Origin of the sequence: Echinicola arenosa (assembly GCF_014841125.1) — a bacterium.
GTDB lineage: Bacteria > Bacteroidota > Bacteroidia > Cytophagales > Cyclobacteriaceae > Echinicola > Echinicola arenosa.
This window is the reverse complement of record NZ_JACYTQ010000003.1, coordinates 296,463-313,068: the sequence shown is the minus strand read 5'-3', so window position 1 is coordinate 313,068 and position 16,606 is coordinate 296,463. Positions and strand designations below refer to the sequence as shown.

General features: G+C 45.6%; 16 protein-coding genes. 12 read left to right on the top strand and 4 right to left on the bottom strand.

Annotation, left to right across the window (positions count from 1 at the left end; genetic code table 11):
* The first annotated feature begins 1,296 nt into the window (after positions 1-1,296).
* The 5 genes from IFO69_RS10540 (at position 1,297) to IFO69_RS10525 (ending at position 8,303) form a co-directional block, all read left to right on the top strand.
* Entirely contained in the window at positions 1,297-2,886 is a 1,590-nt protein-coding gene (locus IFO69_RS10540) for a TlpA family protein disulfide reductase (RefSeq protein ID WP_192010069.1), read from the top strand.
* Complete coding sequence (locus IFO69_RS10535) at positions 2,883-6,056, top strand: SusC/RagA family TonB-linked outer membrane protein (protein ID WP_192010068.1); 3,174 nt, start codon at positions 2,883-2,885, stop codon at positions 6,054-6,056. Before IFO69_RS10540 ends, IFO69_RS10535 begins: the two co-directional genes overlap by 4 nt.
* A 111-nt stretch (positions 6,057-6,167) precedes the next feature.
* Positions 6,168-6,293 (top strand): hypothetical protein, encoded by a 126-nt coding sequence (locus tag IFO69_RS21735; protein ID WP_262891625.1) that lies wholly within the window; start codon positions 6,168-6,170, stop codon positions 6,291-6,293.
* A gap of 183 nt (positions 6,294-6,476) precedes the next feature.
* Positions 6,477-6,641 (top strand): hypothetical protein, encoded by a 165-nt coding sequence (locus tag IFO69_RS10530; protein ID WP_192010067.1) that lies wholly within the window; start codon positions 6,477-6,479, stop codon positions 6,639-6,641.
* A gap of 276 nt (positions 6,642-6,917) precedes the next feature.
* Positions 6,918-8,303, top strand: coding sequence for a RagB/SusD family nutrient uptake outer membrane protein (locus tag IFO69_RS10525; protein WP_192010066.1), 1,386 nt, complete (start codon positions 6,918-6,920; stop codon positions 8,301-8,303).
* Positions 8,304-8,362: 59 nt separating this feature from the next.
* On the opposite strand, the gene IFO69_RS10520 is transcribed toward IFO69_RS10525, so the two are convergent.
* From IFO69_RS10520 to IFO69_RS10510, 3 genes are all read right to left on the bottom strand, one after another.
* Entirely contained in the window at positions 8,363-8,575 is a 213-nt protein-coding gene (locus IFO69_RS10520; RefSeq protein WP_192010065.1) for a hypothetical protein, read from the bottom strand.
* 317 nt (positions 8,576-8,892) lie between these two features.
* Entirely contained in the window at positions 8,893-9,315 is a 423-nt protein-coding gene (locus IFO69_RS10515) for a MauE/DoxX family redox-associated membrane protein (RefSeq protein ID WP_225444092.1), read from the bottom strand.
* Positions 9,316-9,860: 545 nt separating this feature from the next.
* On the bottom strand, positions 9,861-10,124 hold the full coding sequence (locus IFO69_RS10510; RefSeq protein WP_192010063.1) for a hypothetical protein: 264 nt from the start codon (positions 10,122-10,124) through the stop codon (positions 9,861-9,863).
* A 519-nt stretch (positions 10,125-10,643) separates the two neighbouring features.
* Between IFO69_RS10510 and IFO69_RS10505 the strand changes: the two genes are divergently transcribed.
* From IFO69_RS10505 to IFO69_RS10485, 5 genes are all read left to right on the top strand, one after another.
* Positions 10,644-10,970, top strand: coding sequence for a hypothetical protein (locus IFO69_RS10505; RefSeq protein ID WP_192010062.1), 327 nt, complete (start codon positions 10,644-10,646; stop codon positions 10,968-10,970).
* Positions 10,971-11,086: 116 nt separating this feature from the next.
* Positions 11,087-11,839 carry a hypothetical protein gene (locus IFO69_RS10500; protein ID WP_192010061.1) on the top strand — a complete coding sequence of 251 codons (753 nt, stop codon included), beginning with the start codon at positions 11,087-11,089 and terminating at the stop codon, positions 11,837-11,839.
* Positions 11,836-12,285, top strand: a complete 450-nt coding sequence (locus IFO69_RS10495; RefSeq protein WP_192010060.1) for a DUF5675 family protein — start codon at positions 11,836-11,838, stop codon at positions 12,283-12,285. Before IFO69_RS10500 ends, IFO69_RS10495 begins: the two co-directional genes overlap by 4 nt.
* Positions 12,273-12,488, top strand: coding sequence for a hypothetical protein (locus tag IFO69_RS10490; protein WP_192010059.1), 216 nt, complete (start codon positions 12,273-12,275; stop codon positions 12,486-12,488). Before IFO69_RS10495 ends, IFO69_RS10490 begins: the two co-directional genes overlap by 13 nt.
* 1,664 nt (positions 12,489-14,152) lie before the next feature.
* On the top strand, positions 14,153-14,350 hold the full coding sequence (locus IFO69_RS10485; protein WP_192010415.1) for a hypothetical protein: 198 nt from the start codon (positions 14,153-14,155) through the stop codon (positions 14,348-14,350).
* A 195-nt stretch (positions 14,351-14,545) separates the two neighbouring features.
* Here IFO69_RS10485 and IFO69_RS10480 read toward each other — a convergent pair whose 3' ends face one another.
* Positions 14,546-14,701 (bottom strand): hypothetical protein, encoded by a 156-nt coding sequence (locus IFO69_RS10480; protein WP_192010058.1) that lies wholly within the window; start codon positions 14,699-14,701, stop codon positions 14,546-14,548.
* 31 nt (positions 14,702-14,732) lie between these two features.
* Between IFO69_RS10480 and IFO69_RS10475 the strand changes: the two genes are divergently transcribed.
* Positions 14,733-15,815 carry a histidine kinase gene (locus IFO69_RS10475; protein ID WP_192010057.1) on the top strand — a complete coding sequence of 361 codons (1,083 nt, stop codon included), beginning with the start codon at positions 14,733-14,735 and terminating at the stop codon, positions 15,813-15,815.
* Entirely contained in the window at positions 15,796-16,530 is a 735-nt protein-coding gene (locus IFO69_RS10470) for a LytR/AlgR family response regulator transcription factor (protein ID WP_192010056.1), read from the top strand. The genes IFO69_RS10475 and IFO69_RS10470 overlap by 20 nt, the downstream gene beginning before the upstream one ends.
* Positions 16,531-16,606: the final 76 nt, after the last annotated feature.

Sequence of the window (16,606 nt, the reverse complement as noted above, 5' to 3'; positions counted from 1 at the left end):
CTGACACTTATTTTTAAAAGAAAAATTTTTAAAATGAAAATTTAAATTTTTACTTTAATAATACTTTATTATATTTGAAAAGATGTTATTGAAATAATATAACTAAAAACTAATTTTAACGCAGGACCTTTAATGGAACTGCTCAATGAGTCTCGCCACAAAATCTGGTAAATTTTCCGCGCGGGAATTCAAAGAGTGGTCCTTGTCCCTATTCAAAAAATAGGGCGGGCACTCCTTGTTTCTAATGTGCGGACTACTTTAAAAAGTGGAGGTTTACCAGAACCTTGTGGCATTAGAATCTTGGAATTGCCTGCCCTACCAATTTTTAGGCGCCAATTTCATAATTGAACTAAATGAGGCTCATAATAAAAAAGACATTATGGGTAGCACATCATTTACATATCCTAATCCATTAGGGTCTTCTTTTAGAAGAGAAAGTTCGGCTGCCTGTATTTTTAATCCAAGTTGTCTAAATAGCCAAAATAGCTGTACGCAGTTTGATATGCTATTTATACGCAAACCGAAAAATCCCATCTAAGATAGTACCTAGTATTTAGTATTTAGTAGCTAACTTTTATTAACGTAAGCGATAGGGATACTTGCTACTGAGTACTAATCATATAACACCATCAAACCTATTTTAAAGTGTATACATCGTACTGGGTACCTCATACCTCGTACTTTTCGACGATTCGGAGGCTGCATTCGCCTGGGGGACGCCCCTCGCGTCTGGTAGGGCAGCCTAGCCTGGGGCTTTATAAGCACTGGGGTAATTAAATGATTTCTTAACTATTGTAGAAGTGATGGAAAAGACACTAGACGTCAGATTTGAGACGTGAGACTTACCCCCTAAATCCCCCTGAAGGGGGACTTCAAGATTTCGTTAACGAGATCGGTTCCTCACCCTAAAGGGGGAGGCTAGGTGGGGGTAAAATACGAAATTCCGGTTCCGGCCCTTGGAGCTGTTGGTTTTGTGGAGTTGACGGAGGGCGTTAAAAAAAGAAGTTAGCTAGCCCTCGGCTAGATCCACTTCTTTTTAGCCCGTAGCCAGCTTGTAGGGCAGGTAATCTCGTAAACGAGGTCAGAAAGTCCTCACGACATCGATGGAAGAGTGTAAATATCAACACTAGACATCTATCGGTAGACAGAAATGTTCGCCCTCTCCTTTAAGGGAGAGGGAGAGGTGAGGGTAAATAACGACTTCGAAATCCAGTCTTGTGTCTTTAGTCTAGCGTCTAGCATCTGACAAGACTCGATGTCTTGTCCCAACACTTTCTACACAACCGCATTTTAAGCATGAAAAAAACAAAGATCACATGCTTCCTGGCATTGCTATGCCTTTTTGGAAGCGAAATATATGGCCAAGTTGCTTCACCTCCCACCACTACTGGGTCGGAAAATGTTTCGGCTCCGGTGGTGGTGTATTTCGAAGTCAACTCCCCTGTCCCCATCGACACCTTTACGGTGAGCTTCAATGCCCACTATCTGGACGACTTTACCCGGCTTCCCGAACCGGAAAACACGGAATTAGCATCCAAAAGGGGCTCCGTGTACGGCGGAAATGCTTCCATGGAATATTTCACCTACCAAAGCCCCCGGTTTTCGGACACCGGCTACCTGACCATCAAAGGGGGCAAGGGCACCTTTCTAGAACGCGTCCAAATCTCCCCGGGCGACAGTGTGGCCATCAGCGTGGACCTTGAAAACGGCAACACCGTTTTCTCCGGACCTGATGCGATGAAGTACCGCTGCCAACATGAGCTCAGACTGGCACACAGGGCATTCATGGAACAGGTTCCCCCGGTCATGTATACGGGAGATACGGCCGTCCACTTTAACGAAGGTAACAACAGGGAGGAGTACAAAAAGGCATTGGCAAACGCCCCATCAATGCAACCTCCCATGCAGGTAGTGGCCTATGGCGACGGCTCCATCCCCTATATCCGTTCTGTCCTTAACCTGGAGGTAAAAGACCATCCCGGGTACCAAGTGCTACGCGCCTATGCTGCTGTGCTGGACAGGGATTTTATGGTCAGCATGGAAAAGGAACTGGAAGGGATGGCCTATGGGGAAAAGGTACAGGCATTTATGCGCTCGTTCAGGCATACGGACGCCTTCAGGAAGCTTTATAACGAAACCATCTCTTCGCTTCCCCTCGACAGGGAAGACGATGTGCTCCGGCACTCCGCCCATTATCTGGACTACCTTTTTGACCGCTGTACGCTCAGGGCCATCTTGGAAGGGGTACCCATCTATGAGGTCTATGGAGAATACAGCCCCAAGGTGCGCGACCAACTGATCGGCAAATACCTAGTCAAGTTCTACCGGCAACTGCCCTCTCCCGAGGAAAAATTCACCCAGGGCCTGGCCACCGTAAAGACCCCTTGGGTATTGGAAACCATTTCAGGGCTCTATCAGACACAGAAGGTGGGCGCCCCTTTCCTTGAAACCGAGTTTACCGGTACCGATGGAAAAACGGTGCCATCCAACACCTTCAAGGGCAAGGTGGTATTGCTGGACTTCTGGTTTACCGGCTGCAGTGCCAGCTCCAAGATGCACCACAACTACCTTCAGCCTACCATCGATGCCATTGGCGATGCCGGGAACTTTGAACTGGTCTCCATATCCAGGGACAGGGACAAAGACAAGTGGCTGAACAGTATCCGTGAAGGAAAATATACCTCCGAAGCATACACCAACCTATGGACGGGAGGGCCCGACCACAAGGTGCTGGACTATTACAATATCCACGCCTTCCCCACACTGATGCTATTGGACCGGGAAGGCAAAATCCGCAAAGTCGGCAACTTCCCCGATGATCCACAGGAACTTGCCGGCCTTATCCAGGAACTTATTGAAGAACCCCATCAAAGCACAACACCATGAAACATCTTCTACTTGCTATTATTTTATTGTGGGGACTTTTCGGTTCCCTGCATGCCCAGACAGCCTATCCGGTAAAGGGACAGGTGCTGGAAGCCATTAAGGAATTGCCCCTGTCCGGTGCACTTATCAGGGTGGCCGGTACCGAAACCGCTACCGTGACCGATGAAAAAGGGAACTATGGGTTTCAATTAGCCAAGGGCAGCTATAGTCTGGAAATCAGCTACCTTGGATTCCGTTCACAGACTTTGGAAATTTCCGTTCCCTTGGATAAAGAACCTGTCACCTTTTTGGTGGAAGAAGGTCTCTCCATGGATGCGGTGGACGTGGTCTCCACAGGATACCAGCAGCTGCCACGGGAACGCTCCACGGGCTCCTTTGTACAGCTGGACGAAAAGCTCCTCCAACGCAGGGTGAGCACTGACCTGATGGACAGGATAGAGGACATTGCCCCGGGGGTACTCTTTAACCGTGATGCCCGATCCGGCAACGACCCCATCAGTATTCGCGGCAGGAGCACCCTGTTTGCCAATACCCAACCTTTGGTGGTGGTCGACGGCTTTCCCTATGATGGACCCTTACAGAATATAAACCCAAATGATGTCGAAAGCATCACCATCCTCAAGGATGCCGCGGCCGCCTCCATCTGGGGTGCACGTGCCGGCAATGGGGTCATTGTGGTCACCACAAAAAAGGGAACGTATGGAAGGCCCCTTTCCGTTAGTCTGACCAGCAATGTGACCGTACTCGAAAAGCCCGACCTTTTCTACGAACCCCAAATGGACATCGGGGAATTCATCGAGGTGGAAAGGAGCCTCTATGACAATGGCTTTTACAGTTCCCGCATCAACAGCTCTTCCAAAACGCCCCTTTCACCAGTGGTGGAAGCCCTGTACGCTGCAGAAACGGGCATGATCAGCCAGCAGGAAGCAGATGATAAAATTGCAGCCTATAAAAACAGGGACATACGGAGGGACATGGAAAAACACTTCCTCCGTCCTGCCGTCCGTCAGCAGTACAACCTGGGCCTCTCCGGTGGGGAACGCTATCAGCGCTATGCCCTTTCGGTAGGATGGGACAAAAACAGCGCTTCCATCAGGGAAAATGACAACGGGCGCTTTACGCTCAAAGGGGATATGGGCTGGAAACTCTTGAAGGATAAACTGGAAGTTGGCACTGGCATATACCTGACTGGATCCTCCGTCCAGAACGGGACGCAGCTCCCTTCCGGCTCACCTTATGAAAGCCTAGTCGATGCCCAAGGAAGGCGTGCGGCCCTTATCCGTGATTATAACCTTCGGTTTGTGGAACAGGCCGAACAAGCAGGGCTGCTCAATTGGCAATACGTTCCCTTGGATGAAATCGGGCTGGTCTCGGACCTTAGCCGGTCCACCGATATAAGGCTGAATACGAATATCAAGGTAAACCTTTCCCGAAACTGGAAAGCGGCCGTCTCCTACCAGTACTGGCAGAACCGCAGCGAAACAAGGACCAATTATCCCCTGGCATCCTACTTTGCCCGTAATATGGTCAACCGCTACTCACAGCTCAATGGGGAGGGCAATTGGGAATACCCCGTACCGATGGGCGGCATCCTGGACCTTGGCAATGGCCGTGATGACAGCCATACTTTCCGTGCACGTACAGACTATAACCAGTCCTGGGGGCTTCACCGGTTGGATGCGCTGGCAGGATTTGAGCTGAGGGACTGGGAGGGAATCGCTGACCAAAGACGGTACTATGGCTATGATGATGGAATGGGGCTGAGTGTCCCGGTAAACCTGGTGGACCGCTTCCCTTTGTACCATAACAATTCACAGACGACCATCCCCGGCAATGACGGCCACAGCGGACTGACCGACCGCTTTGTTTCCTATTTTGCCAATGTCGCCTATTCCTTTGACAACAGGCTGCACCTGACGGGGAGTGTCCGTAAGGACGCCTCCAATCTGTTTGGAGTGGACACCAACCTCAAGGGGGTTCCCCTGTGGTCGGCAGGGACAGGATGGATCATCAGTGAGGAGGGCTTTTACGGAGCAGCTTGGATGCCCTACCTGAAACTCAGGACGACCTTCGGGTACAATGGCAATGTGGACAAGTCGCTGAGTTCACTGACCACGGCTTCCTATTTTATTTCGAGAAGCTCGGCACCCGTTCCGGGAATCCGAAGTGCCACCATCATCAACCCGCCCAACCCCTCCCTTAGATGGGAAAGGATCGGCATCTGGAACATGGGGGTTGATTTCGGTTCCAAAAATGACTGGATAGAAGGAAGTGTGGAATATTACATCAAAAACGGCAGGGACCTGATTGGGGAGACCCGCTTTCCGCCTTCCTCAGGGGTGACCTCCTTCACCGGCAATTATGCCGAAACCCGCACTTCGGGCATCGATCTGAACCTCTCCACCCTGAACCTTGACGGACCTTTTACCTGGCGGACCAACCTTATCTTCAGCCACCTGAATGAAGAAGTCACCGCCTATGGCATTCCCTCCACCACGGGACAGTACCTAGGGCTGGGAACCGCACCTATGGAGGGGAGGCCCCTGTTTTCCATCTACAGCCTGCGCTGGGGTGGCCTTGATCCGGATACCGGTGATCCCCTGGGCTATGTGGACGGGGAACTCAGCGACAATTACAATTCGCTGCGTTCGGGCACCGTTCCCGAAGAGCTGGTCTACCATGGTCCGGCAAGGCCCACCACCTTTGGCGCGTTAAGGAATGGCTTTGAGTGGAAAGGCTTCTCCCTATCGCTGAACATTTCGTTCAGGCTGGGCTACTATTACCGCAGGCAGTCGGTCAACTATTATGACCTGCTGAACGGCAGGATCACCCATAGCGACCATGCCCTTCGCTGGCAACAGCCCGGTGACGAAGCCCATACCGATATCCCCTCCATGCCTTCCTCTTCCAACTCTTCGAGGAATTACTTCTACCAGTTCTCGGAACCCCTGGTGGAAAAGGGAGACCATATCAGGCTACAGGATATCCGTTTGGGCTATCGATTTGAAAAGCGCAGGATGCCCTCGCTCCCCTTCCAAAGTGCCGAACTTTATACCTATATCAACAATGTGGGCATGATCTGGAAGGCCAGTGATGATCCCCTGGATCCGGATTTCAGGACTTCCAAACCATTAAAAAGCATAGCATTGGGAGTCAAAATAGATTTCTAGGACACCAAAGACATAGCTTCGTCCATCGCCTTATTTATTTATGTTAAACCGGATTGATTACTTACTGAGAACCATGATGGGCGGGGCTTGCTTTAAGTAGAAAGTAGCAAGATGATAGTAGCAAGAATGATAGAGAAAAGAATAAAGATGAAAGTAAGATATGCCATGCTGTTCCAAGTCTCTAGCAAAGCGGTGACTTGGAACTCCATTAATCGGGAGCCTCCAGACTCCCACTAACGCAAACGAATTATAAAAATAACATCTCAAAATAACGATGAAACGAATTATAAAAATAGGATTGTCAAAGCCTCTGAGTACATAAGACTATACAATCACGCCCATGTGAACAAGGCTAACTACTAAATACTCTATACTAACTACTATCAATGAGTCCCTTACCGCATACTTTCTTCATATGATTTGATAACACATCATCGTCAGCGGGAAATGTTTCCAGAAGGGAAACCGGGACTCTTTTTAGTAGCAAAAGTAATGATGAAAGAGAAAAGAGATTACGTCACTGCCTGTCTGCCGACAAAGGCAGGCGAGGATGACCCTAGGGAATTTGCGGCAGTCTCATCTTAGGTAGTCCCGCTGTTCCAAGTCTCTAGCAAAGCGGTGACTTGGAACTCCATTAACCGGGTGTCTCCAGACTCCCACTAACGCAAACGAATTATAAAAATAGGATTGTCACAGTCTCCGTCACTGCGAACCAACATAGGAGGTACGGCAGTCTCCTCTTCGGCAAATGAGATTGCCACGTCGTCGTTCCTCCTCCGCGCAATGATGGATTTCAGAACGACCTCGCTACCGTGAACCAATCTCAAATCTTATGTCTAAAATCTAAAGTCTAATAAAAACATGAAACATACACTCAACCCCATATTTGCCATCATGATCATCTGTATCTCGCACCTCCTCAGTTCCTGTCAGGAGTTTCTGGATGCCAAGCCCAGAAAAGAAATTGTCGTTCCCGAAACATTGGAGGACATGCAGGCCATGCTGGACAATACCAACGTATTCAACCGTACCCCTACCATTGGACTTTGGGCTTCCGATGACCTGGTGGCCAATGACGAGGGATACCTCGGTTTCAGGGAAGATTGGGTCAGGATGGCCCATACCTGGGACAGGGCCATTTTCGAAACCACCGATGAAGTGGGCGACTGGACCGTGCCCTACCAGCAGATCCTGTACTGTAATATTATTCTCGAAAAACTGCGGGAAATGGATGCTGCTAAACAGAAGGATACACAGGCAATGGGGATCAAAGGTACCGCCCTTTATTTCCGCGCCAATGCCTACTATATCCTTTTACAGCTGTTTTCCCGGCCCTATGGAACTGAAGGGGCACTGGGAGTGCCTTTAAAACTGGACAGTGATGTAAACCAATGGAAAGAAAGACCGCCTTTGGAAGAAAACTACCGGCAGGTATTTGACGACCTGAACAATTCCCTGGCACTGTTGCCTGAAAGCTCAATTTACTGGACCCGCCCCAACCTGCAGACGGCCCATGGACTTTTGGCCAGAATATACCTCAGCATAGGGGATTATGGGAAAGCAGAGGAACATGCCACTTCTTCATTGGAAATGGGCGGAGAACTTTTGGTCCTATCAGAGGTGGAACAGGGACTGGAATTTCCACTGCCACCTTATTTTTACCCGGTCCCCCGGGAGAACAAAGAGGTACTCCTTTACGACGAAATGTTTTCGGTATCCGATTTCTTCTCCCCTAACCTTTTTGTGGCCGGGGACATTGTGGACAGCTATAAAGACGGGGACCTTAGAAAGGCCATCTACCTTTACCCCAATGAAGCCACAGGTGGATATAATTTTATTGGCAATTATACGGGTGATTACCTTTTCTTCAGTGGACTGACCGTATCGGAAATGAAATTGATCAAACTGGAATGCATGGCCAGAAGAAATGCCCTGGATGAGGCTGTCCCCATTTTCAACCAATGGTTGGCCACACGCTACCGACCAGGTGACTATATGGACCAAGATTTTGCAAGTGCCGGCCAACTTCTGGATGCCGTCCTTTTGGAAAGAAGAAAGGAATTGCCCTGCAGGGGTATCATCAGGTGGACGGATCTGAGAAGGTTGAACCGGGAACCCGAATATGCCAAGACCATTACCCGGACGATAGATGGAAAAGAATTCGTATTGGAACCCCAAAGCCCCCGGTATGTATTTCCAATCCCTCCTGTTGAAATCCAGTTGAACGGATTGGAGCAGAACCCCTGAAACAGGGCATAATTGAAAAAAGAAAAGGCCTCCATATTTCGGGAGGCCTTCATAACTGATCAATCAGGGATCAGTGCCGATCCGGGAACAAACTCCCCTTCCTCTTCGGTAATGGGACTTTCCAGGTCCTTTTCCGAATACAGACAGGACTCTGTAGAGGCATTGCACTGGTATTCGTCCGGGGCGGGCCCCATGTCCACGTTGGTGACATCATACCATGTCTGACCTCCATCTGGAGTACCGAACTCGGAAGCCAATTCACTTTCAGGCATATTGAATGCCAGGGCGCTTGCCGCTGCCAGCACAAAGGCCAGCAACGGCATATTCTTGATCCATTTTTTCATTATTGAGATCGGGATTTTTAACCATCAAAATCCCTTAACGTTTATGGTTGTTTTCGCCTACTCTTTTCAGGATTTTGGGCATCCTCCTCTCTTCACTGCCTGACACAGGTACTGATTCCACCTAGTATACCTGCCGCCATGGAATCGGACAGCATTTTTTCAAACGGTTGTCCCGATCCCGCCGTGGCGGACGGGACTTTTAAAGTTGAGTCTCTGACTCAGCTAAGAATTCCATGTTTCACATATCAAGGCTCACGCCCCATCACTCCAAACATCCCCAAGACAATAAATCCTACATTAAACAAAAAATGTCCCTCCCAACCCATGGATTCGATAAACCCTGCACAGGAACAAGGAATCCGGGGAAAAGCTCCCATCCATACCAAACCGATATAAGTGGTGAAGACGGTCATAAGTAGAGATGAAAAAAGCATCCCAAGTCTTTTTGTGGTTTTAAACACCAACAACAGAGCTAGCCCCAGTTCAGCTATAATAATGATCGGTGCCAACAACTTGGCCCATACTACAGGAATTGTTTGATTCATCATGGCTTGTTGGAACGCTGAAAAGCCCAAAAGCTTTTCTATCCCCGTGAAAGTCCATAGCGCTACAAACAGCATTGAAGAAGCCAGGTAAAGCCAAGATGAGTAATTATAGTTTAATTTCATATTAAAGTCCATTGAGGCATTTATAGTAAAGAAAAACATTAATGCATTACTGATTTAAAAACCTGGTAAACCAAACTGGTCCAGATTTGCAATCTGGATCCATAAATCATGGGCATTTAAAATGCCCAACTATTCCTAATACCATCATAAGCTAGCTACAGGTAGGAAAAAATAAAACAGCAAATTCCTGAACACCCTTTTCGAACACACAAATACCCCAAAAAACTACACCAACCTAAAAATTGAAATCCACGATGGGTTGAATTTCGTCGCTGAATGGGATTTGCAACGATGCTGGTCTGGATTTGAAACCCAGACCAGCATATATCAGGCACCAGCTGGTCCAGATTTCAAATCTGACCATATAAATTATCGACACTGAGCGACACTGGGCGGGATTTGCAATCCCGCCCCATAAATCATGGGTATTTGTAACACCTTTAACCTTAAACAATTAAACAGTTAACCTATAAACACGCCACAATTCCCCAGCCTAGCGTGGGTAGATATGGGCCAGCGTGGTTGTTTTTGACTTGAAAAGAGGGCTAAACCCAGCTTTGCCCCAGCTTTACCTTAGCTTTGATATAGCTTTGCCCCAGCTTTGGTATGGCTTTGATGTGGGGATGGGGGAAGGTTTGACTGTGGGCGTGTTGAACTGAATGATTGTTGAATTGTTGAATCTGCCTTGTGGCAGCTAGTCCAGATCCCCCGCTGGTCCTGATTTCCAATCTGGCCCCATAAATCATGGGCATTTGCAATGCCTCATTCCCAAATTCAATTCGCAAGCCAAATTCCCCAGCTATCGACACACAGGTGCGGCAGGCTGCCAGAAATGCGGGCCAGCGGTGGGCATGAGGGCAGAAGCTTTATTTCTGGCTTGACTTTTTTGTTACTTTTTGTGTCTAAGACAAAAAGTAAGGAAAGGTTTCCTGCCTACCTTTAAGCTAGGTTGTTACTTTTTGCGTCTAAAACCTGTCCCGAATTACTTTAGGGGACAAAAAGTAAGGGAGATGTCTCCGACTCAGCCACTTTCATCAATCTTCCAACGCAAACCTACCCCAGTCAGTCCAGCATCTCTGCTGTTTTGGTATTGTTCATTTTTGGCTATGATCCAAAAACGAACCAAAAAGATCAAGATGCAAATAACCTTCAGCCCGCATGGCCGAACGCCGGCCCGGATTTGCATCCACTAACGCGCCCTCCTTCATAGCATTCATTATATTATGATGATTTTATGCTGCACCTCTTGGTAAAGTGGAATACTTCCCCTGTTGATTACCTATACGCGTCCCTAGATTAATTTAAACAGGTGCGGCAGGCTGCCAGAAATGCGAGCCAGCGGTGGGCATGAGGGCAGAAGCATTATTTCTGGCTTGACTTTTTTGTTACTTTTTGTGGCTAAAGCCCGTCCCGAATTACTTTCGGGGACAAAAAGTAAGGGAAATGTCTCCGACTCAGCCACTTTCATCCATATTCGGACGAAGACCCAATCCCCCGATCCCCACGCTGGGTGGGATTTGCAACTACGCTGGTCCAGATTTGAAATCCCGACCCTTAAATCAAAGGGCATTTACAATGCCATCAATCCTACAGTTCTACAGGCAACCAGTTCAACAATCCAAAATCATTCATTTACAAATAACAACTACTTATAAACATTTCAAGCTCATTCATTCCATATTTTCCTTATTTTCCACATAGTCCACTTTCAATTTCATTCCATTCCTCCAAGCCCCATCTTGTCCACATGTTTAACTAAAAACCATATACTATGGCAAGACAATCAAGTTTTATCAAGCTGGAAGGAACCATCGGAGATGTGACCTTTTACAAAGGAAGAAATGGCTATAATGCCAGACAAAAAGGAGGGATCACAAAAGAGCGGATCCTTAAGGATGAAAAGTTCAGGCGTACCCGGGAAAACCTGGCGGAATTTGCCCGTGCCGCTTCAGCTTCCAAATTGCTCAAAAGGGCTTTTCAGGAAATCGTCGCCAGGGCCAAGGATGCAAGGACCCATACACGGGTTTACCGTCAGACCCTCAAAGTATTGAAATCCGATCTGGTTTCAGACCGTGGAAAGCGTAAAGTGGAAGATGGGGACATTTCCCTGTTCACCGGCTTTCAGTTCAGTTCTGCATCGGTATTTGAATCACTCGTCTTTGTGGACCACACGGTGCAGGATAATGGAACACAGTTTACAGTGACCTTTAATCCCTTTGTACCTGTAAGGTACTTGGCCAAACCGGATGGTGCCAGTCACTTCAAAATGTTCATGGTCGCGGCCAGTGCCAACTTTGCCGAACAGACCAAACAGTCTGCCATTGTAAGCAGTGCCGAGTATCCTATCGATGAAACGGAGGTCTCGGACCTGGTACTTACGGTGGACAAAAACCAGTTGACTGGGGCAGACCATTTCTATGCGCTGGGTATTGAGTTTCTACAGGAAACCAATGGGAAAACTTACACCCTGAACAATGGGGCACACAATGGAGCCGGTATCATTTTTACAGAAGAGGGAACATGATACTTCATCTGGAACGTGAATATTGGCCTGGGGGTACCATTGGTACCCTCACCATTGAAGGATTTAGGATCGGCCGAAGTATAGAATGGCCATGGTACAGAAATCATCCACAGAATTCCTGTATTCCCGAAGGACTTTATCCTTTGGAAAAAGCTTTTGATGCCTCCAAAGGCTGGTACCTGCGGGTAAAAAATGTCCCGGGAAGGGAGGATATTTCCATCCTTCCTGCCACAGATATCAAAAAGCTAAAGCCAGGAAATATAGCTCCTGTTAACAGGGCCTTAGGTGAATGTAGAGGTATCAAATCCAAGCATATGTTCGAAAAACTCAAAGAAATCCTTTTTCAGGCCATGGCCCAGGAGGAAGTCTTTTTAGAACTGCGGAGCTCTCCCGACAAGGCTTTGAACTTAGCACAGTACCAAAGGAAAGTAGCATGGATCAGCTGACCATTCCTGAAATTTCCGAAACAGTGGTCTCCTTCCTTCTGGCAGTGATCACGTATTTGCTAAAGCTATTGGTTCACGAAATCAAACAGATGAAGCGTGACCAATTGGAACTCAGAGATATGTTTATATGGCTCAAAGCTGAGCAGCAAAACATCCGTGAGTGGCTGGACTCTCAAATCAAAGAAATAAAAACTGATGAGTAACTGGAGAGTTTAAAAGGTGTACAGAAGCAAGGGAGTACTCCCTTGCTTTTTAAATACCACCTTGCCCCAATCCGCTGTCGCGGAGAGCCCCCCACTGGTCCAGATTTGCAATCTGGCCCCATAAATCATGGGCATTTGTAATGCCCCTAACCCCTAAACAATTTAACCGATAACAATCCCCAGTTTGACAATTCCCCCGTCCCCCGTCCCTGTCCTAATTCCCTATTCCCCATTCCCCAATCTCCAGTCCCAATTCTCCAGCTATCGACACACAGGTGCGGCAGGCTGCCAGAAATGCGAGCCAGCGGTGGGCATGAGGGCAGAAGCTTTATTTCTGGCTTGACTTTTTTGTTACTTTTTGTGTCTAAAGCCTGTCCCGAATTACTTTCGGGGACAAAAAGTAAGGGAGACGTCTCCGACTCAGCCACTTTCATCCATATTCGGACGCAGACCCGATCCCCATAAACCTTGATAGCAATTATAAAAAGGTGATGATTCAAGCTCACCTCCTCTCCAGAATAGTATAAACAGGTGCGGTAGGCCGCCAGAAATGCGGGCCAGTGGTGGCCATGAGGGCAGAAGCTTTATTTCTGGCTTGAGGTTTCCTGCCTACCTTTAGGTTAGGTTGTTACTTTTTGTGTCTAAAGCCCGTCCCGAATTACTTTCGGGGACAAAAAGTAAGGGAGATGTCTCCGACTCAGCCACTTTCATCAATCTTCCAACGCAAACCTACCCCAGTCAGTCCAGCATCTCTGCTGTTTTGGTATTGTTCATTTTTGGCTATGATCCAAAAACGAACCAAAAAGATCAAGATGCAAATAACCTTCAGCCCGCATGGCCGAACGCCGGCCCGGATTTGCATCCACTAACGCGCCCTCCTGCATAGCATTCATTATATTACGATGATTTTATGCTGCACCTCTTGGTAAAGTGGAATACTTCCCCTGTTGATTACCTATATGCGTCCCTAGATTAATTTAAACAGGTGCGGCAGGCTGCCAGAAATGCGAGCCAGCGGTGGGCATGAGGGCAGAAGCTTTATTTCTGGCTTGAGGTTTCCTGCCTACCTTTAGGCTAGGTTGTTACTTTTTGTGTATAAAGCCCGTCCCGAATTACTTTAGGGGACAAAAAGTAAGGAAAGGTTTCCTTCCTACCTTTAAGCTAGGTTGTTACATATTTTGTCTAAAACCTGTCCTGCTACCGAATAACATCATTCACCCCAAAAGGCCATTTGTCATACCCAACATCCAAAAAACAGTTAACCGATTATACAGTTCTACAAAAGTAAAGGAGATGCAGTTTCCAATAACATAAGAGTCCTTACTTGCTAAGGACGGTGGAACTTCCCAAAGTACTATAGAAAAACATCACCTACCCAATAGTTTCAAAATAGGCATAAAAACAATTGATAAATCCATATGGAAAACCCAGAAACGACACCGTATTTCTACTTGTATTTAACAATTTGTTAACATGAATAAATTTAAATACTTATATTAATAGCAAACTTTTAGGTATTTCACCTAAAATATATGAAGAAAGTAATATTTAATCAAAGGACGATGAATAAGCAATTTTTATTCCCTTGCCGACATGCTCCGCCAAAATGTCAAGCTGTCGCACAACAAACTATTTTGTAACCATAATTCCGTTAAATCTTTTTAATGACAAAAACCGAGCGTAGTGTAATATACGCCCAGGATATCATGTTTATTACAGGTAGAAGCAAAAGTTATGCTTACGGACTTCTTTCAAAGATCAAAAATTACTATAATAAAACAGACCACCAGGTGGTGACCTTTGAGGAATATGCAACTTTTCATGGTATCCCAGTAGAAAAGGTAATGGAATACATTCGGTAAAGGCTGTACCATAAAAATAGCAGGAAGAAAATGCATGACCTTCCTGCTCAGTTTTTCTGGGGCTTTTCATTACCCAACCGGAATTTCGATCCGGTAAATCAAATAGTTTGTAACTACATGTGTTGTTTTTTATGGAGATATCTGGACTGGTTCAACAGTTCAAAGTGGATCTCCTGCAGAAAAACCTTCATAACTTTATAAGCCAGCACCTGTAATAGTTGTTTTACATTCCCTGAAAATACTCTGAAAAACAACACTTTTAGAGCTGGCCGGAACACTGAATTTTGAAGGCTTGGGATTCTTATTTCGTTTTTTGATGTCGAATCCCCGAACATCTTCTGGTTTAATCATAGGCTTTTATTTTTAACAAAAGCTAATGGTTATGAACATTTTAGAAAACCACAAAAACACAAACACAGCTATGACCTACTCAAACAATATTTTACATCACATATTCCTGAAAAATATCAGATGGCATTTCATTGCCTGGTCCGTCTATCTATTGCTGGACTTTATCTCTGTGATGATTTTTGAAAACACTTCAATTCACTGGCCCTACGTAATTTTAAACATTATTTATATACTGTTTATCTTCTATTCCATCCCACTTATCCTATGGGTTTCCCTTTACCGTGACAAAAGCAAAATTTGGACTTCGTTGACCATCATTGCATCGCTGTCCCTGATAAGCTGTCTCAAACTCTTTCTTACAATATCCTTGACTGAAATTCAATATAACTGGAACCAACTGCTCATCGCAGAGTTCTGGAGAGTAATATATTTTGGACTCCTTTCTTTTGGTTTTTGGTTTATAATTTTCTCAGTCCTCATGAAAAACCAGAATCTACAAGCAAAAAATGAAACCCTAAAAGCAAAACTTGACCTTGCAAAAGGCCAACTAAGTCCGCATTTCCTCTTTAATTCATTAAACTCTTTTAGGTCTGCTTTATTCACCAAATCAAGAGATCTTTCCGATTGGTTGGTCGAACTTTCGGAGCTTATTAAATATGGTGTAATATCCTCCGAAGGCAATTTATCCGAAGAACTAAATATGACGGTCACCTATATTAACCTCGAAAAAAGAAGGCAACAAGAAGAATTACCAATCATCATATCCAGCAATATTGACCATAACATAGCCAAAAAACTATTTATCCCAAGAATGGCCTTGCTGAGCCTGGTAGAAAACATCTATAAGCATGGCGATTTTAATGATGTAAATACCCCAGCAAGATTGACCTTTTCTTTAAGAAATAATAATCAACTCCCCGGAAGACTTACATTCTCCATGCTTATTGAAAACAAAATAAACCCATCCCCTCATAGTAGCTTGGGTTCCGGAATAAATAGGATTATCGAAATATTGGAATTCTATTTCCCTGACAAATTTAAATTGATTCATAATAAAACTAAATCAGATTTTGACCTTTATTTATCCTTGGATTATGAATACACAGCACATTAAAATCGGTCTAGTGGATGATGAAAAGCCTGCCCTTGATATTTTAAAAAAACTAATTGAGGAAACCCCAAATGCAGAAGTAATATTTTATACCACCAATCCGGATCAGGTACTGGAACTTTGTGAAATTTCCTCTCCAGATGTATTGATCATAGATATACATATGCCAGGTTTCAACGGTATTGTTCTTTCTGGAATAATTAAAAGTAAAAATATTCCAGTCATCCTAACCAGTGGGCATCCATTAGATGCCCGGGAAGCATTTGAAGTCGATGCACTGGACTTTCTATCTAAACCTATTTCTATCCATAAATTATCAAAAGCACTCTTCAAAGTCAATAACCACGCTCCACAGTATGGAAGATTGAACCTGGACACTTCTCCGAATCCTGACTATGTTTTCGTAAAGGCCAATAAAGGTTATGCTTATATTAAAATCAACACCAATGACATCATGTTCATAAAAGCCTCAGGGCATTATGCTGACATCTTCACCAAAACCTTTAAATATACCTCTAACTTAAGCATGGAAGAACTTTCAAGGATCCTTACCAATACGGGTATTATTAGAGTACACAAATCCTACTTGGTGAATCTTGATAATATAAAGAGTATTTCATCTAGGGAAATAATATTGGCAGAAAAAAACCTAACGGTTCCGATTGGAGAAACTTTCAGGAAAAATATACATTCATTGACAAAAAGTAAAACCATATGAAGCATGGTTCCCCTCGCCATAAATAAAATATAATTTATGCACTATAATCGCCTAAACCCCTCTTTCCTCAACCAAA

What these genes read in the sequence shown, in the direction of transcription:
- IFO69_RS10520 (WP_192010065.1), bottom strand. Translation starts at nt 8,575, where the DNA reads ATGCCTGAAAGTGAATTGGCTTCCGAGTTCGGTACTCCAGATGGAGGT.
- IFO69_RS10525 (WP_192010066.1), top strand. Translation starts at nt 6,918, where the DNA reads ATGAAACATACACTCAACCCCATATTTGCCATCATGATCATCTGTATC.
- IFO69_RS10515 (WP_225444092.1), bottom strand. Translation starts at nt 9,315, where the DNA reads ATGAAATTAAACTATAATTACTCATCTTGGCTTTACCTGGCTTCTTCA.
- IFO69_RS10505 (WP_192010062.1), top strand. Translation starts at nt 10,644, where the DNA reads ATGCGAGCCAGCGGTGGGCATGAGGGCAGAAGCATTATTTCTGGCTTG.
- IFO69_RS10535 (WP_192010068.1), top strand. Translation starts at nt 2,883, where the DNA reads ATGAAACATCTTCTACTTGCTATTATTTTATTGTGGGGACTTTTCGGT.
- IFO69_RS10490 (WP_192010059.1), top strand. Translation starts at nt 12,273, where the DNA reads ATGGATCAGCTGACCATTCCTGAAATTTCCGAAACAGTGGTCTCCTTC.
- IFO69_RS10480 (WP_192010058.1), bottom strand. Translation starts at nt 14,701, where the DNA reads ATGATTAAACCAGAAGATGTTCGGGGATTCGACATCAAAAAACGAAAT.
- IFO69_RS10470 (WP_192010056.1), top strand. Translation starts at nt 15,796, where the DNA reads ATGAATACACAGCACATTAAAATCGGTCTAGTGGATGATGAAAAGCCT.
- IFO69_RS10495 (WP_192010060.1), top strand. Translation starts at nt 11,836, where the DNA reads ATGATACTTCATCTGGAACGTGAATATTGGCCTGGGGGTACCATTGGT.
- IFO69_RS10540 (WP_192010069.1), top strand. Translation starts at nt 1,297, where the DNA reads ATGAAAAAAACAAAGATCACATGCTTCCTGGCATTGCTATGCCTTTTT.
- IFO69_RS10475 (WP_192010057.1), top strand. Translation starts at nt 14,733, where the DNA reads ATGAACATTTTAGAAAACCACAAAAACACAAACACAGCTATGACCTAC.
- IFO69_RS10500 (WP_192010061.1), top strand. Translation starts at nt 11,087, where the DNA reads ATGGCAAGACAATCAAGTTTTATCAAGCTGGAAGGAACCATCGGAGAT.
- IFO69_RS21735 (WP_262891625.1), top strand. Translation starts at nt 6,168, where the DNA reads ATGATAGTAGCAAGAATGATAGAGAAAAGAATAAAGATGAAAGTAAGA.
- IFO69_RS10485 (WP_192010415.1), top strand. Translation starts at nt 14,153, where the DNA reads ATGACAAAAACCGAGCGTAGTGTAATATACGCCCAGGATATCATGTTT.